Source organism: Pseudomonas sp. LB3P81 (genome assembly GCF_054897965.1).
The window spans coordinates 4,249,387-4,271,850 of record NZ_JBUBVG010000001.1; the positions used below are offsets into that span (position 1 = coordinate 4,249,387).

Consider the following 22,464-nt stretch of genomic DNA (forward strand, 5'->3'; position numbering starts at 1 on the left):
TAGCTTTGCCGGTTACGCGGGAGCGTTCCAGCTCCTAGAATCAGGCTTTTTCAGCGCGTCCTTATTGATAGCCATCTATCGGACGACGCGCACGGCCTGGCCGGGCATCGCCCGCGCTTCAATCATTCATCTGTCACTGACCCAAGGTTCTCCATGGCTCAATACGTCTTCACCATGCATCGGCTGGGCAAAGTTGTTCCGCCGAAGCGGGAAATCCTGAAAAACATTTCACTGTCCTTCTTCCCTGGCGCCAAGATCGGCGTGCTCGGCCTCAACGGTTCGGGTAAATCCACGCTGCTGAAAATCATGGCCGGCGTCGACACCGAGTTCGAGGGCGAAGCCCGTCCGATGCCGGAGCTGAACATCGGCTACCTGCCGCAAGAGCCGATCCTGGACCCGACCAAAACCGTGCGTGAAGTGGTCGAGGAAGCGGTCAGCGTGATCAAGAACGCCCAGGCGCGCCTGGACGAGGTCTACGCGGCTTACGCTGATGAAGATGCCGACTTCGACAAACTGGCAGCCGAACAGGCCAAGCTCGAAGCCATCCTGCAAGCCAGCGACGGTCACAACCTGGATCGCCAGCTGGAAGTCGCCGCCGATGCGCTGCGTCTGCCGGCCTGGGACGCCAAGGTCGAATTCCTCTCTGGTGGTGAAAAGCGTCGTGTCGCCCTGTGCCGCCTGCTGCTGTCCGCCCCCGACATGCTGCTGCTCGACGAACCAACCAACCACCTGGACGCCGATTCCGTCGCCTGGCTGGAGCACTTCCTGCACGATTTCCCGGGCACCGTGGTAGCGATCACGCACGACCGGTACTTCCTGGACAACGTTGCCGGCTGGATTCTGGAACTCGACCGCGGCGCGGGGATTCCTTACGAGGGCAACTATTCGGGTTGGCTTGAAGCCAAGTCCGATCGTCTCGCTGCCGAATCCAAGCAGCAGTCGGCCCACGAAAAAGCCATGAAGGAAGAACTGGAGTGGGTGCGCAAAGGCGCCAAGGCCCGCCAGTCGAAATCCAAGGCTCGTCTGCAACGCTTCGAAGAAATGCAATCGCAGGAATTCCAGAAGCGTTCGGAAACCAACGAGATCTACATCCCGGCCGGTCCGCGCCTGGGTGACAAGGTCATCGAGTTCAAGAACGTCTCCAAGGGCTACGGCGATCGCGTGTTGATCGACAACCTGTCGTTCTCCATGCCTAAAGGCGCCATCGTTGGCGTGATCGGCGGTAACGGTGCCGGTAAATCGACCCTGTTCCGCATGCTGATGGGCAAGGAAACTCCGGATTCGGGCAGCATCGAAGTCGGCGAAACCGTGCAACTGGCGTGTGTCGATCAGAGCCGCGAAGACCTGGACGGCAGCAAGACGGTGTTCCAGCAAATCTCCGACGGTTCGGATCAGATCCGCATCGGCAACTACGAGATTCCGTCGCGCACTTACGTCGGCCGCTTCAACTTCAAGGGTGGCGATCAGCAGAAGTTCGTCAAGGACCTGTCCGGTGGTGAGCGCGGTCGCTTGCACCTGGCCCTGACCCTGAAAGAGGGCGGCAACGTCCTGCTGCTCGACGAACCGTCCAACGACCTCGACGTTGAAACCCTGCGTTCCCTGGAAGAAGCCCTGCTGGACTTCCCGGGCGCCGCCATTGTGATCTCTCACGATCGGTGGTTCCTTGACCGCGTCGCGACGCACATCCTGGCGTACGAAGACGACTCGCAAGCGGTGTTCTTCGAAGGCAACTACACCGAGTACGAAGCCGATCGTCGCAAGCGCCTTGGCGAAGCCGCTGCCCAGCCACACCGGGTACGCTACAAGAAACTGGCCTGATTTCAGGTTGGTTGCATGAAAAACGGAGCCTTCGGGGCTCCGTTTTTTTTTGTGATTTCAGTATCACCGCGGCGCGGCCTTCGCGAGCAAGCCCGCTCCCACAGGGGAATGCATTCCAAATGTGGGAGCGGCGGTGCGACGATTCGACTTGCTCGCGAAGGCGTCCTCAAAATTAGCCGATCGCTATCGACAAAACCTCAATCACCAAATCCCCCACCGGCCGCTTCCACACCACCTCATCCCCCACCTGCGCGCCCAGCAAGGCCCGGCCCAGCGGCGAGCCCCAATTGACCAACCCGCTGGCGGCATCCGCCTGATCCTCGCCCACCAACTGCACGCGCTGTTCGTTACCCTGAACATCGGCAAAGGTCACCCAACTGCCGATCTGCACTTTATCGGTGGAGGAAGCGGGCGTGACCAATTGAGCGCTCTGCACGCGTTGGTTGAAATACCGCCAATCACGCTCAAGGTCGGCCTGGCGTTGTTTGTCGGCCAGATCACCTTTTGCGCTTTGCTCATTGAGCAAGTTTTGCACCTCAACGACTTTCGCCTGCAACTGGGCAAGTCCGGCGGGTGTGACGTAATTGGGTTGCGCGCTGACCTGCCGTTCGACGGGCTGATCGGCTTGCGCAGCAGCGTTATCTTCATTGACGAAGGCGCGACTCATGGTTTTCTCCCGTTATAGGGGTTGGGCCATGGTGACTGTCTTTTAGTTTCGACGGATGTCTGGAAGCGACTCATTGCGAGCGAAACGCACGGGCGGCGTCCTGGTCTTTCTGTTGCTGCCAGGCTTTTTCACGCTCGTCCCAATGGTGGCTGCGATAGTCCTCGCGGTCTTCTCTTTCGCGCATGGCCTGGCATTGGCGGAAACCGTCGCTCCAACCTTCGGCGTATTGCTTGTCCTTGAGGTAGCGGGGGACGTTCTTGCGAAACTCGCCGGTGATCGCCCCGGCAGCTTGCCGGCCACTGCTGCAACCGTCATCGAAGCCATCGGCGAACGCAGGTGGATAACCCTTGGCAATCAGATCTTCGTGGGTCGTCTGGCAACCCGCGCACAACAGCAACAATCCCACCACACCCACGCAACGCCACATCTCGGACTCCCGGCCGTTTAACGGCCTATAGGTGAAGTCTAGGTGCGGATTTGTCGACGGGGCGTGAAAGAAAGATCAAAAGATCGCAGCCTGCGGCAGCTCCTACATCTATGGTTACCCCCTTTTCTGCAATACTGTTTTTGATACGTGTTTGGCTTGCTTTCATCTATCCGGCGTCTGAGTGGGGGGGTGTCCCCGCGCCTCGATGAGAATCGATGCCCAACGACCCTAATTAGTGGAACGGCCTTTCAGCCGTGTAGGAGCCCAGGGTTGTCGTCAGGCCGGTTGGCCGTTCACGTCATCAGTTATCCAGCATCGCAAAACCAGGTGGGTGGTGCTCGGGTGACAGCGGGGTCAGGCGTTCATCGCGGCTGGCCCCGCATCGAATTCAGTGTGGTGGGCTGCAATCGCCCAAGCGATTCGGGCCAGCTTGTTGGCCAACGCACAGACCACAAGGTTGGAGTGATGGCGGGACGCCAAGAGCTGGCGGACCCAGTCCGCCAAAGCGCCTTTTTGTCGATCCAGCTGTATCAAGTACACGCGGGCGCACTGGATGAGCAGGCGTCGCTGGTTTCGATCGCCACGTTTGCTGATACCCAGCAGCACGGTTTTGTCGCCCGTGGAATGTTGTTTGGGCACCAATCCGATGGAGGCCGCATAGCCGCGCCCGCATTTGAACTGCTTGCCATCACCGAGCTCGGCAGCCAGGGCGCTGGAGGTGATCGGGCCGACACACGGCATGGTCATCAAACGCGCCGCCAGATCATCTTCAGCGGCCTGGCATTCCACGTCTTTATCCAGCGCTTTGACCTGCCCATCCAGGTAATTGAAGTGCCCATGCAGCAGCATCAGATTTTTCTTGATGCGTTCAGAAAATGAACTCACCTCAAGCAACGCTGGAAGCTCTTTGATGGCTTTGAAGCCGGCGGCGAGACTGACGCCCACCTCCAGCAGGGCGGCGTGAATCCGATTGACGGTCGCCGTGCGGTCTTTAATGAACGACTCACGTAGCGAATTGGCCATGGCCAGCGCCTGCTGGGCTTGGGTTTTGGGTGGTACAAAACGCATCGTGGGCCGGGTCGCCGCCTCGCAGATCGCTTCGGCATCAGCGAAGTCGTTTTTGTTGCTTTTTACGTAAGGACGCACCAGATGAGGGGCAATGAGCTTGGGTGTATGCCCGAGCCTGGCGACCTCTTGCGCCATGAAGTGGGCGCCGCCACAGGCTTCCATCACGACGGTGCAGGGCGCGAGATTTGCGAGGTGCTGCGTGAGCGCCACCCGCGTAAATTTTTTACGGTAAAGCTCATGGCCGCGATCATCTTGCGCATGCAGGTGAAAGGTATGTTTTCCCAGGTCGATGGCGGCGATAGCTACGTTGTTCATGGCAATGATCTCCGATGAGCCCCCTGTGAAGGTTAGTGGGCGATCACAGGGGGCGGTGGGGGTAGCCATTTCATTAGGGGAACGCGATCTCATGTAGGAGCTGCGATCTTTTGATCTAGTAGTGATACCACTTCACCTCGAGCATCACTTCGTTTTCGGGCGAGGCGAGGTGGCTGAATTCGCGATGGGCGCTCAGGCGCAGACCGAGGTTGCGCGACAATTCCCACTGCTGGTTCAGACTCACGCTACGACGCACTTCGCCATTGGTGAAAAAATCCCCTTTGGCTTCCAGGCTGAAGTTGCCCAGCGGGTTGTTCCACAGCACGCCGCTGTTGAAACCTGCCGCCGGGGCAATGAAACCAGCGAAGTCGTTGTTGTGCTCAACGCGCACCGTGCCCAAGGCAAAACCGAGCATGTCCTCACTCAATTGCCAGGTGCCGCCGCCACCGCCGTTGACGTGACTGACCAGGGTTTCATCGTCATGTTTGCCCGGCACGCGCTCCAGGCCTCCGGTGACTTGCCACGACAGCGGTTGCAACAGCTCGTTGCGCGGGGTCAGGGAGCGAATGGTCGCCAGATCCAGTTGCTGCAACTGCCAGTGATTGCCTTCGTACTGGCGCAGTTTCATCTGCAGGATTTCAATCTGTGCGCCGAGGGGAAAGCTTTCGGAGTTGTCGTTGAGATCGTGATAGGCCATGCGCAGGCCATATTCACCAAACGCCTTGTCGCCCCGGGTGCCGATGCCGGCCTGCCAGGTACGGGATTCATGGCCGTCCTCGGGCAGGCCGGGTTGCGGAATGTCCAGCTCCGGTGCCGGGTTCTGGTTGATCGCCCGCAGCAATTCGAAACTGCGCTGAGCCCGTTGCGGGTCGCGCTCCTGGCCGTTGGCGCGGTAGCGTTCGAGTCGGTAAGCCGCGTCGATGATCAGCGCCTGACGCTCGCGTGGTTGCGCCTTGAACGCCGGTTCCTGCAATAGTTTCTGGTCGGCGCTGACTTTCAATACCCACTGCTGTTCTTCATCGGTGAGCGGCTCGGCGCGGCTCAGCAGCTCACGCTCGCGGGAGGGCCGATACTGAATGGATTCCACCAGGCCTGCTTCTTTCACCGCTTTGACGGTATCGGTTGGAATCGCGGTCAGCGGGAATTGTTCGGTCAGACGCAGGCTCGGGCGCGCTACCTGCAGCAGTTCCAGCAGGCGATAGGAGCAGTTTTCATCGAAGAAGAAATAGTCGAACTGGATCTGTTTCAGTTCCCAGACATGCTCGACCATGCGCTCGGTTTCTTGCTGCGTCAGGTTCAGCCGGTATTCCCACAGGTCACGGTTTTCGAGGCTGCGGTATTCCGAGAGTTTTTCCTGATACGGCACCAGCGCAAACAGGCCCGGATAGCCGCCCATCAAGCCCTTCCAGGCGTACAGGATGCTGTTGTCCGAACCTTCGATATAGGCGCCGAAGTTGATCGCGTAGCTGAGCAAAGATGTTTTGTCGCTCTGCACATTTGCCTGGTCGATGCGCAGCAGGGTGTGGCCGAACATTGAGGACGGGCTGTTCAGATAGGCCGCCGGGAAAATCATCACCGCGCTGTGGGGCGAGACATCCTTGAACCATTGCTTGAATTCGGTGCAGTCCAGTGTCGGCAGACCGGTCAGATTGAGTTGTGCCTTGAGCCAGCGAGTACGCGCCGGGTAGACGCATTGCGCGTGCTTTTCGCCCGCACTGGCCGGGGCGTACAGCGCCTGAACGGTGGCGGCCAGTTCGCGATCGGGATGTTCGTTGCCGTCGGGCGCCAGAAAGAACTTCCTGTCGCTGACATAGCTGCGCCAGCCGCCGAGCTTGGCGGTTTCGTAATGACCGAGGGAAATCCAGAAGGGATCATTGGCCAGTTGCTGCAAACGTTGATTGTCGATGTGTGGCGCGGCGGACAGCGGGGCACAGACACAGAGCGCCAGCCAGGCAAGGCGTTTGAGCATAGTGGGCAACTTAGAAGTTCGAGAATAAAGACCCAAAGAGGAGCAGGTCCAAAAAATAAAACCCGCTCCCCGAAAGGAACGGGCGGGTCGAGCTTATGCTTGAGTTGCGTACTTGGCCAGACGGGGATCGGCCTTCAAAACGGCCAGGGTGTTGGTATGCACATCATCAGCGGTCACGTCAGCCTTGCTGAAGATCTGCTGGAAGTGCTCGTGAGTCACGGCGGCGAAGTGCGCACGGTCTTCCGGCGCCACGCCCAGGACCACGGCGTAGGTAGTCAGCGCTTCGCCGTTACCTTTGGCCATGTCTTCGGACAGCTCGTTCATCATGCCATTCATGGCAATCCAGGATTTGCCGCCATAGGTCAGCGACGCATTAGTCGAGCAACCGTTGGTACCGGAGGTCATACCGAAGGTTGCGTTACCGGAAGTGCCGTTGGTGGTGGATGCCAGGAAGTGAGCCGGGGTGCCACGCTGACCTTCGAACAGCATGTTGCCCCAACCGCAATCCGGGCCGCCTGGCGCTTGTGCCATGGCGTTGAGGGATACAACGGTGAAGAGAGTACCGAGAAGAATCCGTTTCATAGCTTTGTTCTCTTTATGTGCATACCAATGGACGAGGGGTCTGGCCCGATCTGGCGCCAGTGAGCCGGTTATTGTTCCAGCCGCGCAGTCTGGAGTTTAGGCACGATCCAGGGGTTCCGTGATTTTTTGCGAAATATTCGTTGAAAGCGTTGATTTAGACCCGGCCCGCCTGGAGATGGCGGTTTGGCTATGCTTTGGCTAAAGGCGCACCTTGCAAGTGAGGTAGGGGCAGCGCCAGAATGCCGCTATCTGCCCCGCCTGATGTAAGGAAGCCCGATGCCTGATCCTGTTGCTGCCAGCTTGCGTCTAGCGCCCGAAGCGCTGACCCGTCCGTTTTCCGCTGAACAGTTCAGCTTCTCTACCACCAATGATCTGGAGCCCTTTCGCGGTGTGCTTGGCCAGGAACGTGCGGTCGAGGCCTTGCAGTTCGGTGTGGCCATGCCACGCCCCGGTTACAACGTATTTGTCATGGGCGAACCTGGCACCGGCCGGTTTTCGTTCGTCAAACGCTACCTGAAAGCCGAAGGCAAACGCCTGCAAACCCCGGCGGACTGGGTCTATGTCAACAATTTCGATGAGCCGCGCGAGCCTCGTGCCCTGGAATTGCCCTCGGGAACGGCCAGCGCGTTTATCGGTGATATCAACACGTTGATCGACAACCTGGTGGCGACGTTCCCCGCAGTGTTTGAACACCCGTCCTATCAGCAGAAGAAAAGTGCGATCGACCGCGCTTTCAACCAGCGCTACGACAAGGCGCTGGACATCATCGAGCGCCTGGCGCTGGAGAAAGAAGTCGCGCTTTACCGCGACGCGAGCAACATCGCGTTCACGCCGATGAGCGAAGGCAAGGCGCTGGATGAAGCGGAATTCGCTCAGTTGCCGGAAGCCGATCGCGAGCGTTTTCACGAAGACATTTCCGGTCTGGAAGAGCGCCTGAACGAAGAACTCGCCAGCCTGCCGCAATGGAAGCGTGAGTCGAGCAATCAACTGCGCCACCTCAACGAAGAAACCATCACGTTGGCCTTGCAGCCGCTGCTGTCGCCGTTGTCGGAGAAGTACGCCGAGAACGCGGCGGTGTGCGGTTACCTGCAGGCGATGCAGGTTTATCTGCTGAAAACCGTGGTCGAGCAACTGGTGGACGACAGCAAGGTCGATGCCGTTGCCCGCAAGATGCTGGAAGAGCAATACGCGCCGAGCCTGGTGGTCGGTCATTCGGCCAGCGGCGGTGCGCCGGTGGTGTTCGAACCGCACCCGACCTACGAAAACCTGTTTGGTCGCATCGAATACAGCACCGATCAGGGCGCGCTCTTCACGACTTATCGTCAATTGCGACCGGGCGCACTGCACCGTGCCAACGGCGGTTTCCTGATCCTCGAAGCGGAAAAAATGCTCAGCGAACCGTTCGTGTGGGATGCGCTCAAGCGCGCCCTGCAATCGCGCAAGCTGAAAATGGAATCGCCACTCGGCGAGATGGGCCGATTCGCCACCGTTACCCTGACACCGCAGCACATCCCGTTGCAGGTCAAAGTCGTCATCATCGGCGCACGTCAGCTGTATTACACGCTGCAAGACCTCGATCCGGACTTCCAGGAGATGTTCCGCGTTCTGGTGGATTTCGACGAAGACATCCCGATGGTCGATGAGAGCCTGGAACAGTTCGCCCAGTTACTGAAAACCCGCACCTCCGAAGAGGGTATGGCGCCGCTGACTGCCGATGCTGTGGCACGTGTGGCGACGTACAGTGCGCGTCTGGCTGAGCATCAGGGACGTTTGTCGGCGCGGATCGGTGACCTGTTCCAACTGGTCAGCGAGGCGGATTTCATTCGTCACCTCGCGGGCGACGAAATGACCGACGCCGGGCACATCGAGCGTGCGCTCAAGGCCAAGGCCACCCGCACCGGGCGCGTTTCGGCGCGGATTCTCGATGACATGCTGGCCGGGATCATCCTGATCGACACCGATGGCGCGGCGGTCGGCAAGTGCAACGGGCTGACGGTGCTGGAGGTGGGCGACTCGGCGTTCGGTGTACCGGCGCGGATTTCCGCCACGGTCTATCCGGGCGGCAGCGGCATTGTCGACATCGAGCGCGAAGTTAACCTCGGCCAGCCGATTCACTCCAAAGGCGTGATGATCCTCACCGGGTATCTGGGCAGCCGTTACGCCCAGGAATTTCCGTTGGCGATTTCTGCGAGCATCGCGCTGGAGCAGTCCTACGGTTACGTCGATGGTGACAGTGCGTCGCTGGGTGAGGCGTGCACGTTGATTTCGGCCTTGTCGAAAACACCGCTCAAGCAATGCTTTGCCATCACCGGCTCGATCAACCAGTTCGGTGAAGTGCAGGCGGTGGGCGGGGTCAACGAGAAGATCGAAGGCTTCTTCCGCCTTTGCGAAGCCCGCGGGCTGACCGGTGAGCAGGGGGCGATCATTCCTCAGGCCAACGTCACCACGTTGATGCTGGACGAGAAGGTTTTGGCGGCGGTGCGCGCGGGGCAGTTCCATGTCTATGCGGTGCGTCAGGCCGATGAGGCGTTGAGCCTGTTGGTCGGCGAGCCTGCCGGTGCGCCGGATGAGAATGGCGAGTTCCCTGAAGGCAGCGTGAATGCGCGGGTGGTGGAACGCTTGCGGGTCATTGCGGAAATGATCAGCGAAGAAGACCTCAAGGAAGCCGAGAAAGAGGCTGCGCAGGAAGCGTTGGTGGAAACCAAGCCGGCCTGACGCAACTCTGAGAGTCACACCGATCCACTGTGGGAGCGGCGGTGCGACGATTCGACTTGCTCGCGAATAGGGAGTGTCAGTTGACATCAATGTCGCCTGACACACCGCTTTCGCGAGCAAGTCGAATCGTCGCACCGCCGCTCCCACATTTTGATTTTGTGTTGCGCCAAAGAACGTGCCATCACTCTGACTTCAAACCTCACGCAGTGACCATTCGGCGCATTCTGGTCTCAGTTGACGTGCTGGTCAGACTTTTCTTCTATTCTGAGCTCTAGGATATCGACAGTTATCACTGGATCGAGACAGCTCTCCCGTGGGGGCTGAATACCGGATCTAACGAGGGTCGCTGCCATGTCGCGCAACCTCTGCCTCACCCGTCAATGCCTGGGTCTTGTGACCCGTATCGAGTGTGCCATCCGCCCTTTGGCGGGGGATACGGGCATGTGGACCTTACTCTTCGCCGCCGGAATGGCCGGCGAACAACCGTCAGCCATCAAAGCCCAAGGCCCGTTTCATGGTCCCTTCGTGGCTGAATCAATCCTCGACACCATTGTTGAAAGCCTGACCCTGCACGGCTACGAGCTGGCCGACGATCCGCAAATCTGGTGCCTGCACCTGCAAGCACAGCTGCGGGAAATCAATGGTGGTCGTTGCCGCAACCTGGGCTTCGAGTTTCGCCCCGACCATTGAGTGGGCTATTGGGCAAGGCTGGAAGTGTCAGCCTAGTCCAGCTTGACCTCGAAACCATATTGCACGGTGGTGAGGTCGGTTCGCTGGTAGGTTTCCAAGCGTGTGGGCAGGCCATAGAAGTAATGCACGCCGAATAGCGCCGGGCCTTCTGCGCTCGCGTCGTGAATGACCGAAAGAATCTCCTTGAGGTAGTGACCGCTGTCGTCCGTGGCGAAAAAGCGCCATTCCTGGGCGGGAAACAGCTTGAGATCAACCACCAGCGCATTGCCTTTCAATTCCAGGCCTTTGGGCAGTTGGTGGGCGTCGAGTGTCTGCTTGTCCACCGTCGCCAGGAACAGCGGCATGGAGCCCACCGCGTAGGCCGGCGTTTGCGCAAACAGGTTCAGATCGTAAGTGATGATGCCGCGCAGGGGATCGATCTGATACGCCTCCGGCGGCAACTCGATCGGTTCATCGCGTTTACCGCTGCTGTCCTCGGTAAAGAAACTGACCGGGCTATCGCCGGGGTTGAAGGAAGTGCCCAGCAGTTCATCGTTGAAACTTCGGGTGTGATCGAACTCGATGCGCGCGGCGCTCGGGTCATCGACCGATTGCCGGATGTTGACGCTTTTTTTCAGTTGCTCCTCGCTCAGCGTCGCGCCTTTGAGCCAGGTCGGGGCCTGATCGTCGTAGACCACCACCGGCAAGGTCAGTGGCTGGATGGTTTTTTCGGTGGTGTGCTGGTCGAAGCGACGGACTGGCAGGTCCAGATCCTTGCGTGTGACCGTGGCCGTCGAGAAGTCGAGCAGGCTGACTTCAAGGGTCTCGATCGGCCCGTTGAAATAGACCTTGGAGTAATGGTTTTTTTGTTGCTTCTCAAAGGCGCGCTGCTCTTCGTCGAGCTGTTTTTCGAACGTCTCGCTCCAGGCCTTTTGCTGCTGCATTTTTGCGAGCTGTTTTTGATAGAAGGCAATTTGCGCGGCGGTTTCGTTGATCGAACCCGAACGCAAAAGAAGTTGCCCGGTGGCGTCCCTCGCCTGAACGATCAGCGGGTTGAGTGGCGTTTCGCCGACCTCGGGTGCCAGCGGTGCGCTGTTGTTGAACTCGATTTCGGCGTAGTTGTTTGCCAGCTTCAGCAAGGTGACGCTGAGGTTGTCGTTGGTGTGGGTCTGTCCAACGTCCTTTTTCGTCAGGTCGAAGCTATAAAGCCTGCGCGGCGCGATGACTTCCACCTTGCCTTGCAGGCTGACGGGCTGCGGCTGGTTCTTGTTTTCCACGTCCAGGCCATCGATGAACGGATACGTAACTGTCAGGTCATCGGGGTTGGTCAGATTGGAACTCGACGGGCTGAGCTGGATGCCCGGATCGGTTTCCGACCATTCCGGCTGAAACGCAATCACGCGTTTGTTGCTCAGGGTCACCGACTGCCATTCCAGGCCATGGGGAAAGAGAAACGTGGCCGGAATGTCGAAGTTGAAGGGGAACACCGGTTGCAGGTCAGTCAGGTAATCGGAGCTGGAATCCTTGTGCAGCACCATCAGGCCGTTGATGTACGTGTCGACCAGGGCCTGGGGCGTGGGATAGTGCTTGAGCACGGCAAGGACGTCTTCGCCGTACTCGGTTGCCACGGGTTTGCTGTCGAGTTTGAGTTGTGCACGCTCGAGTAACAGCAGCGAGCCACCCAGTTCGGCCACGGCATCCTTGAGTTTCGGGTCCTGAATGGCCTCCAGGGACTTCTCGAACTGCGCGATCTTTTCCTCGAGGCTGACCTGACGTTTGTCTTCGCCGGGTGAGCAGCCGCTCATCAGCAGAACCAAGCCAATTGCGGCGCTCGTTAAAGGCAATCGCACATCCATTCCCAGTCTTCCTGTCCGATGTCGCTGAGCTGTCAATGGTTTGGACACTAGCAGAAAAACCTTGTCACACACGCGCAGGTGACGGATTTTCCGACGGTTTCTGGGTGCAACAGGTGGCTGGTATACTCGCGGCCATTTCCAGTCCACGTGTGAGATTCAATGGAACGCTTTATCGAAAATACAATGTACGCCTCCCGCTGGCTGTTGGCGCCGATCTACTTCGGCCTGTCCCTCGGTCTGCTGGCTCTGGCGTTGAAATTCTTCCAGGAAGTCTTCCACGTCATTCCCAACGTGTTCTCGATGGCTGAATCGGACCTGATCCTGGTGCTGCTGTCGCTGATCGACATGGCGCTGGTGGGCGGGTTGCTGGTGATGGTGATGATTTCCGGCTACGAGAACTTCGTCTCTCAGCTGGATATCGACGACAGCAAAGAGAAGCTCAACTGGCTGGGCACCATGGATTCGTCTTCGTTGAAGATGAAGGTCGCGGCGTCCATCGTGGCGATTTCGTCCATTCACCTGCTGCGGGTTTTCATGGACGCCAAGAACATCGATCCCGAGCATTTGAAGTGGTACGTGATCATTCACATGACCTTCGTGGTGTCGGCCTTTGCCATGGGTTACCTGGACAAACTCACCAAGCACTGATTCGCACTGTCTCTGTGGGAGCGGGCTTGCTCGCGAAGGCAGCACCGCGGTTTACCGTCAGACCGAGGTGATGCCTTCGCGAGCAAGTCGAATCGTCCCACCGCCGCTCCCACACGTTTGTGAAACAGACGGGCGGTGCCGTTTTTGGCTTGTACTTTGATGCGCTGAGGCCTATGCCTGTAAGCATGTTGTCTCGCCACTGTGTGAGGTGCGTTCCATGAACTTCGTAGAGTTACGTGCTTACGCCATCGCCGGGAAGGTCGATGAGCTGAACCTGATCTCCATGGAAGGCGGAATCTACCTGCTGGAGGCGCGCATGCATGGTTCTGCGTACCCCTTGAATGATGCCCATGGCCAGGCCATTCACCTGCGTTCGGTCGAGCATGCGCGTGAAGTGCTTCATGCCTTTCCCACCTTGCCGTTCAACCTTGTGCACACCTCGGTTCATGATGAAATGTGCGGGTTGGGTGCAAATGCAGAGGAAAGCCTGAAGGTGCCGATCAACATCGGTTCTGCCTGGCGACACTGACGCCCCTCATCAGCGCAACGACATCTGTGCTAGTCTGCTGGCCCTTTTGGTTCCGGGCGCTCCGGGACGCGCTGTGCACGCACGGCAAGTTCCAGGGCCGTCCGCACAGCGGAGCAGTGTCATGTCCGAAGTAAATCTGTCCACCGACGAAACCCGCGTCAGCTACGGTATTGGCCGTCAGTTGGGCGACCAACTGCGCGACAACCCGCCACCGGGCGTTAGCCTGGACGCGATCCTGGCAGGCCTGACCGACGCGTTCGCCGGCAAGGAAAGCCGCGTAGGTCAGGAAGAAATGTCCGCCAGCTTCAAGGTCATTCGCGAAATCATGCAAGCCGAAGCCGCTGCCAAAGCTGAAGCAGCCGCGGGCGAAGGCCTGGCCTTCCTGGCTGAAAATGCCAAGCGCGATGGCATCACCACCCTGGCTTCCGGTCTGCAATTCGAAGTGCTGACCGCCGGTGAAGGCGCCAAGCCATCCCGTGAAGACACCGTGCGTACTCACTACCACGGCACCCTGATCGACGGCACTGTGTTCGACAGCTCCTACGATCGTGGTCAGCCAGCAGAATTTCCGGTGGGCGGCGTGATCGCTGGCTGGACCGAAGCCCTGCAACTGATGAACGCCGGTAGCAAATGGCGTCTGTACGTGCCGAGCGAACTGGCTTACGGCGCTCAAGGCGTTGGCAGCATTCCGCCGCACAGCGTACTGGTCTTCGACGTCGAGCTGCTCGACGTTCTGTAAGGCCCGAGTGTGGGAGTGGCCCGGTAAATGTGGGAGCGGGCTTGCTCGCGAAGGCGGAGTGTCAGGCAACATTAGTGTTGAATGTCAGATCGCTTTCGCGAGCAAGCCCGCTCCCACAGGGCCTGCTCCGACATCTTGCGTGTACGCTTCATATTTCGATCTTGTGGTGCAGTTCACTCGACGGGCGCAGCGCCCGGGCATAGCAGAACAGAAACAGATTGCGCACCAGTTCCTTGAGCACCACCGGCTCGCTGGAACTCAAGCCGTTGACGTCCAGATCACCCTGATCCTGCAGCTCGTTCAAGGCTTCTTCTTCAAGCACCGCACAGACTTCCCCGGTTTCCCGATGCAGAATCCTGAGGTAAGGGTGTGGGCGGTCCAGCCAGGCATCGATCAAATAAGTCATGTGTCTCATCTCCATTGATGGATTTCAATGAGAATAATTCTTATTCATTAAATAGCAAGGGCCTATTGGCGGTTTGTGATTTTTTCCGGGTAAAGATTGCGTAGGGTCAAAACGGCTGGCGTTTGGCTACTGCGAGGAAATGCTGGATGAAGCGGGGGAGGGATAAGCGCCATCCCACGCCGGGCGCGGGATGGAGTACAGCAGGTTCAGACTTTTCTGACGAACTCGGACTTGAGCTTCATCGGGCCGATGCCGTCGATCTTGCAGTCGATGTCGTGGTCGCCATCGCACAGACGGATGTTCTTGACCTTGGTGCCAACCTTGACCACCAGCGACGTGCCTTTGACCTTGAGGTCCTTGATCACGGTGATGGTGTCGCCGTCCTGCAGGACATTGCCTACGGAATCCTTTTTCACGGTGTCATCGGACGCTGCTTCAGCTTCGCCGCTGGCGGACCACTCGTGGGCGCACTCGGGGCAGATCAGCTGCGCGCCGTCTTCGTAAGTGTATTCGGAATTGCATTTCGGGCAGGGTGGCAACGTGCTCACTAAGGCTCCTTGGATTCAGGATCGCTAAAAAGCGCACATTGTATAGGGTTTTATTCGAATGAGGGGCTGACAGCAAAAGATCGCAGCCTGCGGCAGCTCCTACAAGGTTTTGTGTACACCTGTAGGAGCTGCCGAAGGCTGCGATCTTTTGATCTTGCTTTGAATATCAGTGCGTGCGGGCGACCGCAAACTCGCTCAATTCCACCAATGCGTCGCGGTATTCACTGGCCGGCAGCGCATCGAGGCATTTGATCGCGCGGGCCACATAGTCGCGGGCCAGTTGCGCGGTGTACTCGAGGGAACCGGAAGCCTCAACGGCCTCACGGATGCTTTCCAGGTCCTCAATGCCGCCTTTCTGGATCGCCTTGCGCACCAGTGCCGCCTGTTCCGGAGTGCCTTCGCGCATGGTGTAGATCAGCGGCAGGGTCGGCTTGCCTTCGGCCAGATCGTCGCCGACGTTCTTGCCCAGGGTTTCCGCGTCGCCCTTGTAGTCCAGCAGGTCGTCGACCAGTTGGAAGGCCACGCCCAGGTGATCGCCAAAGGTGCGCAGGGCTTCGACCTGTTCCGGCGTCGCTTCGCACAGGGCCGCCGCACTGTGGGTCGAGGCTTCGAAGAGCATCGCGGTCTTGCCGCGGATGACTTCCATGTAAGTTTCTTCGGTGGTGCTGGCGTCGCGAACCTTCGACAGCTGCAACACTTCGCCTTCGGCGATGATGCGCGTGGCTTGCGAAAGGATCTTCATGACCGGCATGGAGCCCAGTTCGACCATCATTTCGAAGGAACGCGAATACAGGAAGTCGCCCACCAGTACGCTTGGCGCATTGCCCCACATGGCGTTGGCGGTCGAGCGGCCACGGCGCATGCCGGACATGTCGACCACGTCGTCGTGCAGCAGGGTGGCGGTGTGCAGGAACTCGATGGTCGCGGCCAGCAGACGCAGGTCGTCGCCTTCGCGGCCAAGGGCCTTGCCACACAGCAGCACCAATAAAGGACGCAGGCGTTTACCGCCAGCCGAGGTAATGTAGTCGCCGATTTTCGATACCAGCGGCACTCGGGAAGTCAGCTGCTTCTTGATGATGCCGTCGACGGCGCTAAAATCGTCCGCCACCGCGCGGTAGAAAGCTTGGGGTTGCATCAGCGACAGTTGCTCCAGAAGGGTTGCGCGGCATGCTAGGACCCACGTCGGCGGGTGTCAAGGCGCGATGGACGGCCTCTTGCATCGCTCCGGCAGCTTGCGTACAATCGCGCACCCTGAACTTCCTGGGCAGCACCTGCCTTACGCAATTGCAAACAGGCCTTCCAGCCCTATGCAGCCATGCCAGCCAATACCTCTTCTTATAAAGAGCTGGGTGAGCAGGATTATCGGAGAAATACCATGTCGTACGCAGTAATTGTTACTGGTGGCAAGCAATACAAGGTCGCCCCAGGTGAATACCTGAAGATCGAAAAACTGGAAATCGCTACTGGCGAATCCGTTACTTTTGATCGCGTTCTGTTGGTCGCCAATGGCGATGACGTGAACATCGGCGCTCCAGTTGTTGCCGGCGCTACCGTTGTGGCTGAAGTGATCTCCCAAGGTCGTCACGATAAAGTCCGCATCATCAAGTTCCGTCGTCGTAAGCACCACATGAAGCGTATGGGCCACCGCCAGTGGTACACCGAGATCAAAATCACCGGTATTCAGGCTTAATTTCAGCCTAATTCCTCACTAGGAGAATTGACTCATGGCACACAAAAAAGCTGGTGGTAGTACCCGTAACGGTCGCGACTCAGAAGCCAAACGCCTTGGCGTGAAGATGTATGGCGGCCAGGTTATCATTCCGGGCAACATCATCGTGCGTCAGCGCGGCACCCAATTCCACGCCGGTTACGGTGTTGGCATGGGTAAAGATCACACTCTGTTCGCTAAAATCGACGGCGTGATCAAGTTCGAAGTAAAAGGCGCTTTCAATCGCCGTTACGTGAGCATTGTCCCGAAGACTGAAGTCGTCGCGGCATAATTACGTAGATGCTGGAAAAGCCCTGTCTTGCGACGGGGCTTTTTCGTTTGTGGGGTGAGTCTCTTGCAAAGCTGTTTGTAATGGGCTCCAGCGCTGGATTTGCGGTCGTTGATTGAGGTCGCTGCGCTCATTTTTGCAAGAGTCTTATGTCTGGATTTTTTCGGCTCGTCCGTATGGCGAGAGGCGTTTTGTTATGAAGTTTGTTGATGAAGTATCGATTCGAGTAAAGGCCGGTGACGGCGGCAACGGTTGCATGAGCTTCCGTCGCGAGAAATTCATCGAGAACGGTGGTCCGAACGGCGGTGATGGTGGTGATGGCGGCTCGGTCTACATGATCGCCGACGAAAACCTCAACACCCTGGTCGACTACCGCTATACCCGGCATTTCGATGCTGAGCGCGGTTCCAACGGCGGAAGCACCGACTGCACCGGCAAGAAAGGTGAAGAGCTGGTGCTGCGTGTTCCGGTTGGCACTACGGTCATTGACGCCGCCACTCAAGAAGTGATCGGCGACCTGACCAAGGCGGGTCAGAAACTGCTGGTGGCTCACGGCGGCTGGCACGGTCTGGGCAACACCCGTTTCAAATCCAGTACCAACCGCGCTCCGCGTCAGACCACTCCGGGTAAACCGGGTGAGGCGCGCGATTTGAAGCTGGAAATGAAGGTGTTGGCGGACGTCGGTCTGCTGGGCTTGCCGAATGCTGGCAAAAGTACCTTCATTCGTTCGGTATCGGCTGCCAAGCCGAAAGTCGCCGACTACCCGTTCACCACGCTGGTGCCGAACCTGGGCGTGGTCAGCGTCGATCGCTGGAAAAGCTTCGTGGTCGCGGACATTCCGGGTCTGATCGAAGGCGCTTCCGATGGCGCGGGCCTGGGGATTCGCTTCCTCAAGCACTTGTCGCGTACCCGTTTGCTGCTGCACCTCGTCGACATGGCGCCGCTCGATGACACCAGCGCCCCGGATGCAGCTGAAGTGATTGTCAGCGAACTGACCAAGTTCAGTCCGTCTCTGGCTGAGCGTGATCGTTGGTTGGTGCTGAACAAGTGCGACCAGATCCTCGAAGAAGAGCACGATGCTCGCGTCAAGGAAATCGTCGATCGCCTGGAATGGACTGGTCCGGTTTACGTGATCTCCGCCATTTCCAAGCTCGGCACCGAGCGTCTGTGCCACGACATCATGCGTTACATGGAAGATCGTGCTGACCGTCTGGCTAACGATCCGGCCTACAAAGAAGAGCTGGCCGAGCTCGATCAGCGCATCGAAGACGAAGCCCGCGCCCAGTTGCAGGCGCTGGATGACCAGCGTGCCCTGCGTCGCAGTGGCGTGAAGTCGGTCCATGACATCGGCGACGATGATTGGGACGAAGAAGACGTGGATGATGAAGATGGTCCGGAAATCATTTACGTGCGCGACTGATTCGTTGCAGTAAACTTAAGCGCCGCTCAATCGAGCGGCGTTTTGGTATCTGGAAATCGGTAGTCACGAATAACGTTACGGACAGCGCTGGGTCGCGCTGTCCTCAAGCTAAGGTTGAAGATGATGCGGAGCAAGGTGACAGGTGCGCAGCGTTGGGTCGTGAAAATCGGCAGCGCGTTGCTGACGGCGGACGGCAAGGGTCTGGATCGCGCGGCAATGGGTGTCTGGGTCGAGCAGATGGTGGCCTTGCATGAAGCGGGCATCGAGCTGGTGTTGGTGTCCTCCGGGGCGGTGGCAGCGGGCATGAGCCGTCTGGGCTGGACCGTACGACCCAGTGCGATGCACGAGCTGCAGGCGGCTGCCGCCATCGGTCAGATGGGGTTGGTTCAGGCTTGGGAGTCGAGCTTTGCCGAGTATGGTCGGCACACTGCGCAGGTTCTCCTGACGCACGACGACTTGTCCGACCGCAAGCGCTACCTGAACGCCCGCAGCACCTTGCGTGCCTTGGTCGAGTTGAAAGTGATCCCGGTGATCAACGAAAACGACACCGTGGTTACTGACGAGATCCGTTTCGGCGACAACGACACGCTGGCAGCGCTGGTGGCCAATCTGGTCGAAGCTGATTTACTGGTGATCCTCACCGATCGCGACGGCATGTTCGACGCCGATCCGCGCAACAACCCCGATGCCAAGCTGATCTACGAGGCGCGTGCCGATGATCCGGCGCTGGACGCCGTGGCTGGTGGTACTGGTGGTGCGCTGGGGCGCGGCGGTATGCAAACCAAATTGCGTGCGGCGCGTCTGGCGGCGCGCTCAGGTGCGCACACCATCATCGTTGGTGGGCGCCTTGAGCGTGTGCTGGACCGCCTGAAAGCGGGCGAGCGCATCGGCACCTTGCTGTCGCCTGAGCGCGGCATGCTGGCAGCGCGCAAGCAATGGCTGGCCGGCCATCTGCAAACCCGCGGTACGCTGGTGCTGGATGCGGGTGCGGTGACGGCGTTGTCCCAAGGCAACAAAAGCCTGTTGCCGGTCGGCGTCAAGCTGGTCCAGGGCAGTTTCCGCCGTGGCGAAATGGTGGTGTGCGTGGCGCCGGATGGTCGTGAGATTGCCCGTGGCCTGGCCAACTACAGCGCGCTGGAAGCGCAGAAAATCATCGGTCAGTCGTCTGAGGCGATTGTCGGTCTGTTGGGTTACATGGCGGAGCCGGAACTGGTTCACCGCGATAACCTGATCCTGGTCTGAAGGAATACCTGAATGCGTGTGGCAAAAAGATTGTTGGGTCTGCTGTTGGCAATGCCGCTGCTGGCCTCGGCCGAGGAAATTGGTCAGGTGTCGACGGTGTTCAAGTTCGTCGGCCCGAATGACCGTATCGTCGTTGAGGCGTTTGATGATCCGAAGGTCGAAGGCGTGACCTGCTACCTGTCCCGGGCCAAGACTGGCGGGGTGAAGGGTGGTCTGGGCCTGGCTGAAGATCGCGCTGAGGCGTCCATTGCGTGTCGTCAGGTCGGTCCGATCAACTTCAAGGGTGAGTTGAAGGATGGTGAGGAAGTGTTCAAGGAGCGTACCTCGCTGGTGTTCAAGACCATGCAGGTGGTGCGCTTCCTCGACAAGAAGCGCAATACGCTGGTGTATCTGGTTTACAGCGATCGCTTGATCGAAGGCAGCCCGCAAAACGCGGTGACGGCAATCCCGATTTTGCCGTGGGCGCACGCTCAATAAGCTAGCGAAAATCCAAATGTGGGAGCGGGCTTGCTCGCGAAAGCGTTGTATCAGGCGACATGTATGTCAGCTGACACGCCGCCTTCGCGAGCAAGCCCGCTCCCACATTTTTTTGCGGTGTTTTCACCAAATCGCAGGCAATAAAAAACCGACCCTGAGGTCGGTTTTTTAACAAGCGTGTTACTTAGGCAGCGGCAAGGTTCAGAGCCTTGACGTGGCCATTCAGGCGGCTCTTATGGCGAGCAGCCTTGTTCTTGTGGATGATGCCTTTATCGGCCATACGGTCGATAACTGGCACGGCCAGAACGTAAGCAGCTTGAGCTTTTTCAGCGTCTTTTGCGTCGATGGCCTTAACTACATTCTTGATGTAGGTACGAACCATGGAACGCAGGCTGGCGTTGTGGCTGCGACGCTTCTCAGCCTGTTTTGCACGTTTTTTGGCGGAAGGTGTGTTGGCCACCGTCGAGCTCCTCGAAAGACTTTTTAGGAAATAGCAAACAAAATAGGCCGCGAATCATGCCGATGAGTTGATGTCTTGTCAAGGGCGGTTGAGACGTTCCGCTAAGTGGTAGGTATAAAGAGGCGGGATATTTATTTCCGGCGCTTGACCTGTAAACTCGCGAGCTTTGGCTCTGTGCTGCTGCGGCGCGGAGTATCGCATAAGTGGGCGCTTTGTTCGCCTGCTGTTTATCGACAGGCACAAACTCTTTCAATGAATCTGCTCAAATCGTTGGCCGCCGTCAGCTCTATCACGATGCTTTCCCGGATTCTCGGGTTTGTCCGTGACACCCTCATTGCGCGTACATTTGGCGCGGGAATGGCGACGGACGCCTTCTTCATCGCCTTCAAACTGCCCAATCTGCTGCGCCGGATCTTCGCCGAAGGGGCCTTTTCCCAGGCGTTCGTGCCGATTCTTGCCGAATATAAAAGCCAGAAGGGCGAGGAGGCGACGCGCACCTTTATTGCCTATGTCTCCGGTCTGTTGACGCTGGTACTGGCGCTGGTCACCGCGTTGGGCATGCTCGCGGCGCCATGGGTGATCTGGGCGACAGCGCCAGGATTCACCAACACCCCGGAAAAATTCGAGCTGACGTCCAGCCTGTTGCGGGTAACCTTCCCTTATATCTTGCTGATCTCCCTGTCTTCACTGGCCGGGGCGATCCTCAACACCTATAACCGCTTCTCGGTGCCGGCCTTCGTGCCGACCCTGCTTAATGTCAGCATGATCATCTTCGCGGTGTTCCTGACACCGTACTTCGATCCGCCTGTCATGGCGCTGGGCTGGGCGGTACTGGCGGGTGGCCTCGCGCAATTGCTCTATCAGCTGCCGCACCTGAAAAAGATCGGCATGCTGGTGCTGCCGCGCCTGAACCTGCGCGACAGTGGGGTCTGGCGGGTCATGAAACAGATGCTGCCGGCAATTCTCGGCGTTTCGGTGAGCCAGATTTCGCTGATCATCAACACCATTTTTGCGTCGTTCCTGGTCGCCGGTTCCGTGTCGTGGATGTATTACGCCGACCGTTTGATGGAATTGCCATCCGGGGTGCTGGGCGTGGCGTTGGGCACGATTCTGCTGCCGACCCTGGCCAAGACCTACGCCAGCAAGGACCGCGCCGAGTATTCGCGGATTCTCGATTGGGGCCTGCGCCTGTGCTTCATGCTGGTGTTGCCGTGCTCGCTGGCGCTGGGGATTCTGGCCGAGCCGCTGACGGTTTCGCTGTTCCAGTACGGCCAGTTCAACGCTTTTGATGCGTCCATGACTCAACGGGCGCTGATCGCTTATTCGGTCGGGTTGCTCGGGATTATCGTGATCAAAGTGCTGGCGCCGGGCTTTTATGCGCAACAAAACATCCGCACGCCGGTAAAAATCGCGATTTTCACATTGATCGTTACGCAGTTGTTCAACCTGGTGCTGATCGGTCCGTTGGCCCACGCCGGGCTGGCGCTGGCCATCAGCGCCGGTGCCTGCCTCAACGCGGGGCTGCTGTTCTATCAACTGCGCAAGCAGCAGATGTACCAGCCACAACCGGGCTGGGCGAAGTTTGGCGCCAAGCTGGTGATCGCGGTGTTGGTGATGTCAGCGGTGTTGCTGGTCGGGATGCACTTTATGCCGGCCTGGGATCAGGGGCACATGCTGGAGCGGTTCCTGCGTCTGGGCGCGCTGGTGGGCGCCGGCGTAGTCTCTTATTTCGGCATGTTGCTGTTGATGGGCTTCCGTTTGCGCGACTTCAATCGCAAGGCGCTGAGCTGAGGGTTTTGCCTCGATAAACACGGGCGGGCCGGCAGTTTTGTCGGCTCGATCACTTTGGGTTACGGTGTTGCCTGTCGTCGGCCGCCGGGTGTGGTTATAATCGACCACTTTATGAGCAAGA

The 22,464-nt window shown here is 58.6% G+C and carries 22 protein-coding genes; 12 read left to right on the forward strand and 10 right to left on the reverse strand.

What is annotated here, in order from left to right; genetic code table 11:
- Window positions 1-153 precede the first annotated feature (153 nt).
- Window positions 154-1,818, forward strand: coding sequence for an energy-dependent translational throttle protein EttA (ettA, locus tag ACYZTL_RS19640; protein WP_461953150.1), 1,665 nt, complete (start codon window positions 154-156; stop codon window positions 1,816-1,818).
- Window positions 1,819-1,990: 172 nt separating this feature from the next.
- Here the strand turns inward: ettA and ACYZTL_RS19645 are convergent, their stop codons facing one another.
- The 5 genes from ACYZTL_RS19645 to ACYZTL_RS19665 all read right to left on the reverse strand — a co-directional run bounded on the left by ACYZTL_RS19645 (window position 1,991) and on the right by ACYZTL_RS19665 (window position 6,846).
- Window positions 1,991-2,485 (reverse strand): GreA/GreB family elongation factor, encoded by a 495-nt coding sequence (locus tag ACYZTL_RS19645; RefSeq protein WP_461953151.1) that lies wholly within the window; start codon window positions 2,483-2,485, stop codon window positions 1,991-1,993.
- A 70-nt stretch (window positions 2,486-2,555) separates the two neighbouring features.
- A complete protein-coding gene (locus ACYZTL_RS19650) occupies window positions 2,556-2,912 on the reverse strand; it encodes a hypothetical protein (protein WP_461953152.1) in 357 nt (118 codons plus the stop codon).
- Window positions 2,913-3,266: 354 nt separating this feature from the next.
- Window positions 3,267-4,295 (reverse strand): IS110 family RNA-guided transposase, encoded by a 1,029-nt coding sequence (locus tag ACYZTL_RS19655; protein ID WP_461950982.1) that lies wholly within the window; start codon window positions 4,293-4,295, stop codon window positions 3,267-3,269.
- A 115-nt stretch (window positions 4,296-4,410) separates the two neighbouring features.
- On the reverse strand, window positions 4,411-6,264 hold the full coding sequence (locus ACYZTL_RS19660) for an Lnb N-terminal periplasmic domain-containing protein (protein ID WP_461953153.1): 1,854 nt from the start codon (window positions 6,262-6,264) through the stop codon (window positions 4,411-4,413).
- A gap of 93 nt (window positions 6,265-6,357) precedes the next feature.
- Window positions 6,358-6,846: a DUF3015 domain-containing protein gene (locus ACYZTL_RS19665; RefSeq protein ID WP_461953154.1), complete on the reverse strand. Its 489-nt coding sequence runs from the start codon at window positions 6,844-6,846 to the stop codon at window positions 6,358-6,360.
- Between the two features lie 276 nt (window positions 6,847-7,122).
- Here ACYZTL_RS19665 and ACYZTL_RS19670 point away from each other — a divergent pair, with 276 nt between their 5' ends.
- Together ACYZTL_RS19670 and ACYZTL_RS19675 are read left to right on the forward strand one after the other, a co-directional pair.
- A complete protein-coding gene (locus ACYZTL_RS19670) occupies window positions 7,123-9,561 on the forward strand; it encodes a Lon protease family protein (protein ID WP_461953155.1) in 2,439 nt (812 codons plus the stop codon).
- A gap of 351 nt (window positions 9,562-9,912) precedes the next feature.
- Window positions 9,913-10,251 (forward strand): PA4575 family protein, encoded by a 339-nt coding sequence (locus ACYZTL_RS19675; RefSeq protein ID WP_461953156.1) that lies wholly within the window; start codon window positions 9,913-9,915, stop codon window positions 10,249-10,251.
- A 32-nt stretch (window positions 10,252-10,283) separates the two neighbouring features.
- Here ACYZTL_RS19675 and ACYZTL_RS19680 read toward each other — a convergent pair whose 3' ends face one another.
- Window positions 10,284-12,086, reverse strand: a complete 1,803-nt coding sequence (locus ACYZTL_RS19680; protein ID WP_461953157.1) for a hypothetical protein — start codon at window positions 12,084-12,086, stop codon at window positions 10,284-10,286.
- Between the two features lie 159 nt (window positions 12,087-12,245).
- Between ACYZTL_RS19680 and ACYZTL_RS19685 the strand changes: the two genes are divergently transcribed.
- The 3 genes from ACYZTL_RS19685 to ACYZTL_RS19695 all read left to right on the forward strand — a co-directional run bounded on the left by ACYZTL_RS19685 (window position 12,246) and on the right by ACYZTL_RS19695 (window position 14,002).
- Entirely contained in the window at window positions 12,246-12,734 is a 489-nt protein-coding gene (locus tag ACYZTL_RS19685; RefSeq protein WP_461953158.1) for a TIGR00645 family protein, read from the forward strand.
- A 217-nt stretch (window positions 12,735-12,951) separates the two neighbouring features.
- A complete protein-coding gene (locus ACYZTL_RS19690; protein WP_461953159.1) occupies window positions 12,952-13,263 on the forward strand; it encodes a DUF6482 family protein in 312 nt (103 codons plus the stop codon).
- 121 nt (window positions 13,264-13,384) lie between these two features.
- Window positions 13,385-14,002, forward strand: coding sequence for an FKBP-type peptidyl-prolyl cis-trans isomerase (locus ACYZTL_RS19695; protein WP_461953160.1), 618 nt, complete (start codon window positions 13,385-13,387; stop codon window positions 14,000-14,002).
- 148 nt (window positions 14,003-14,150) lie between these two features.
- Here ACYZTL_RS19695 and ACYZTL_RS19700 read toward each other — a convergent pair whose 3' ends face one another.
- From ACYZTL_RS19700 to ACYZTL_RS19710, 3 genes are all read right to left on the reverse strand, one after another.
- The gene (locus ACYZTL_RS19700) at window positions 14,151-14,408 is read right to left on the reverse strand and encodes a PA4570 family protein (protein ID WP_461953161.1); all 258 of its coding nucleotides are present in this window, start codon (window positions 14,406-14,408) and stop codon (window positions 14,151-14,153) included.
- A 206-nt stretch (window positions 14,409-14,614) separates the two neighbouring features.
- Window positions 14,615-14,956, reverse strand: a complete 342-nt coding sequence (locus ACYZTL_RS19705; RefSeq protein ID WP_010467527.1) for a zinc ribbon domain-containing protein YjdM — start codon at window positions 14,954-14,956, stop codon at window positions 14,615-14,617.
- Between the two features lie 166 nt (window positions 14,957-15,122).
- Complete coding sequence (locus ACYZTL_RS19710) at window positions 15,123-16,091, reverse strand: polyprenyl synthetase family protein (protein ID WP_461953162.1); 969 nt, start codon at window positions 16,089-16,091, stop codon at window positions 15,123-15,125.
- Window positions 16,092-16,331: 240 nt separating this feature from the next.
- Here ACYZTL_RS19710 and rplU point away from each other — a divergent pair, with 240 nt between their 5' ends.
- The 5 genes from rplU (at window position 16,332) to ACYZTL_RS19735 (ending at window position 20,092) form a co-directional block, all read left to right on the forward strand.
- Window positions 16,332-16,646 carry a 50S ribosomal protein L21 gene (rplU, locus tag ACYZTL_RS19715; RefSeq protein ID WP_003176051.1) on the forward strand — a complete coding sequence of 105 codons (315 nt, stop codon included), beginning with the start codon at window positions 16,332-16,334 and terminating at the stop codon, window positions 16,644-16,646.
- A 34-nt stretch (window positions 16,647-16,680) separates the two neighbouring features.
- Window positions 16,681-16,956 (forward strand): 50S ribosomal protein L27, encoded by a 276-nt coding sequence (gene rpmA, locus ACYZTL_RS19720; protein WP_003215862.1) that lies wholly within the window; start codon window positions 16,681-16,683, stop codon window positions 16,954-16,956.
- Window positions 16,957-17,149: 193 nt separating this feature from the next.
- Complete coding sequence (gene cgtA, locus ACYZTL_RS19725) at window positions 17,150-18,373, forward strand: Obg family GTPase CgtA (protein WP_008037904.1); 1,224 nt, start codon at window positions 17,150-17,152, stop codon at window positions 18,371-18,373.
- Between the two features lie 123 nt (window positions 18,374-18,496).
- Entirely contained in the window at window positions 18,497-19,615 is a 1,119-nt protein-coding gene (proB, locus tag ACYZTL_RS19730) for a glutamate 5-kinase (protein WP_461954338.1), read from the forward strand.
- Window positions 19,616-19,627: 12 nt separating this feature from the next.
- Complete coding sequence (locus ACYZTL_RS19735; RefSeq protein WP_461953163.1) at window positions 19,628-20,092, forward strand: CreA family protein; 465 nt, start codon at window positions 19,628-19,630, stop codon at window positions 20,090-20,092.
- A 184-nt stretch (window positions 20,093-20,276) separates the two neighbouring features.
- Here the strand turns inward: ACYZTL_RS19735 and rpsT are convergent, their stop codons facing one another.
- On the reverse strand, window positions 20,277-20,552 hold the full coding sequence (gene rpsT / locus ACYZTL_RS19740; RefSeq protein WP_008028826.1) for a 30S ribosomal protein S20: 276 nt from the start codon (window positions 20,550-20,552) through the stop codon (window positions 20,277-20,279).
- Window positions 20,553-20,804: 252 nt separating this feature from the next.
- On the opposite strand from rpsT, the gene murJ reads away from it, so the two are divergent.
- On the forward strand, window positions 20,805-22,343 hold the full coding sequence (murJ, locus tag ACYZTL_RS19745; protein ID WP_461953164.1) for a murein biosynthesis integral membrane protein MurJ: 1,539 nt from the start codon (window positions 20,805-20,807) through the stop codon (window positions 22,341-22,343).
- Window positions 22,344-22,464: the final 121 nt, after the last annotated feature.

What these genes read in the sequence shown, in the direction of transcription:
- ACYZTL_RS19710 (WP_461953162.1), bottom strand. Translation starts at nt 16,091, where the DNA reads ATGCAACCCCAAGCTTTCTACCGCGCGGTGGCGGACGATTTTAGCGCC.
- cgtA (WP_008037904.1), top strand. Translation starts at nt 17,150, where the DNA reads ATGAAGTTTGTTGATGAAGTATCGATTCGAGTAAAGGCCGGTGACGGC.
- ACYZTL_RS19670 (WP_461953155.1), top strand. Translation starts at nt 7,123, where the DNA reads ATGCCTGATCCTGTTGCTGCCAGCTTGCGTCTAGCGCCCGAAGCGCTG.
- ACYZTL_RS19695 (WP_461953160.1), top strand. Translation starts at nt 13,385, where the DNA reads ATGTCCGAAGTAAATCTGTCCACCGACGAAACCCGCGTCAGCTACGGT.
- ACYZTL_RS19650 (WP_461953152.1), bottom strand. Translation starts at nt 2,912, where the DNA reads ATGTGGCGTTGCGTGGGTGTGGTGGGATTGTTGCTGTTGTGCGCGGGT.
- ACYZTL_RS19685 (WP_461953158.1), top strand. Translation starts at nt 12,246, where the DNA reads ATGGAACGCTTTATCGAAAATACAATGTACGCCTCCCGCTGGCTGTTG.
- murJ (WP_461953164.1), top strand. Translation starts at nt 20,805, where the DNA reads ATGAATCTGCTCAAATCGTTGGCCGCCGTCAGCTCTATCACGATGCTT.
- ACYZTL_RS19655 (WP_461950982.1), bottom strand. Translation starts at nt 4,295, where the DNA reads ATGAACAACGTAGCTATCGCCGCCATCGACCTGGGAAAACATACCTTT.
- ACYZTL_RS19735 (WP_461953163.1), top strand. Translation starts at nt 19,628, where the DNA reads ATGCGTGTGGCAAAAAGATTGTTGGGTCTGCTGTTGGCAATGCCGCTG.
- ACYZTL_RS19680 (WP_461953157.1), bottom strand. Translation starts at nt 12,086, where the DNA reads ATGGATGTGCGATTGCCTTTAACGAGCGCCGCAATTGGCTTGGTTCTG.
- ACYZTL_RS19700 (WP_461953161.1), bottom strand. Translation starts at nt 14,408, where the DNA reads ATGACTTATTTGATCGATGCCTGGCTGGACCGCCCACACCCTTACCTC.
- ettA (WP_461953150.1), top strand. Translation starts at nt 154, where the DNA reads ATGGCTCAATACGTCTTCACCATGCATCGGCTGGGCAAAGTTGTTCCG.
- ACYZTL_RS19665 (WP_461953154.1), bottom strand. Translation starts at nt 6,846, where the DNA reads ATGAAACGGATTCTTCTCGGTACTCTCTTCACCGTTGTATCCCTCAAC.
- ACYZTL_RS19675 (WP_461953156.1), top strand. Translation starts at nt 9,913, where the DNA reads ATGTCGCGCAACCTCTGCCTCACCCGTCAATGCCTGGGTCTTGTGACC.
- rplU (WP_003176051.1), top strand. Translation starts at nt 16,332, where the DNA reads ATGTCGTACGCAGTAATTGTTACTGGTGGCAAGCAATACAAGGTCGCC.
- ACYZTL_RS19690 (WP_461953159.1), top strand. Translation starts at nt 12,952, where the DNA reads ATGAACTTCGTAGAGTTACGTGCTTACGCCATCGCCGGGAAGGTCGAT.
- ACYZTL_RS19645 (WP_461953151.1), bottom strand. Translation starts at nt 2,485, where the DNA reads ATGAGTCGCGCCTTCGTCAATGAAGATAACGCTGCTGCGCAAGCCGAT.
- ACYZTL_RS19660 (WP_461953153.1), bottom strand. Translation starts at nt 6,264, where the DNA reads ATGCTCAAACGCCTTGCCTGGCTGGCGCTCTGTGTCTGTGCCCCGCTG.
- rpmA (WP_003215862.1), top strand. Translation starts at nt 16,681, where the DNA reads ATGGCACACAAAAAAGCTGGTGGTAGTACCCGTAACGGTCGCGACTCA.
- proB (WP_461954338.1), top strand. Translation starts at nt 18,497, where the DNA reads ATGCGGAGCAAGGTGACAGGTGCGCAGCGTTGGGTCGTGAAAATCGGC.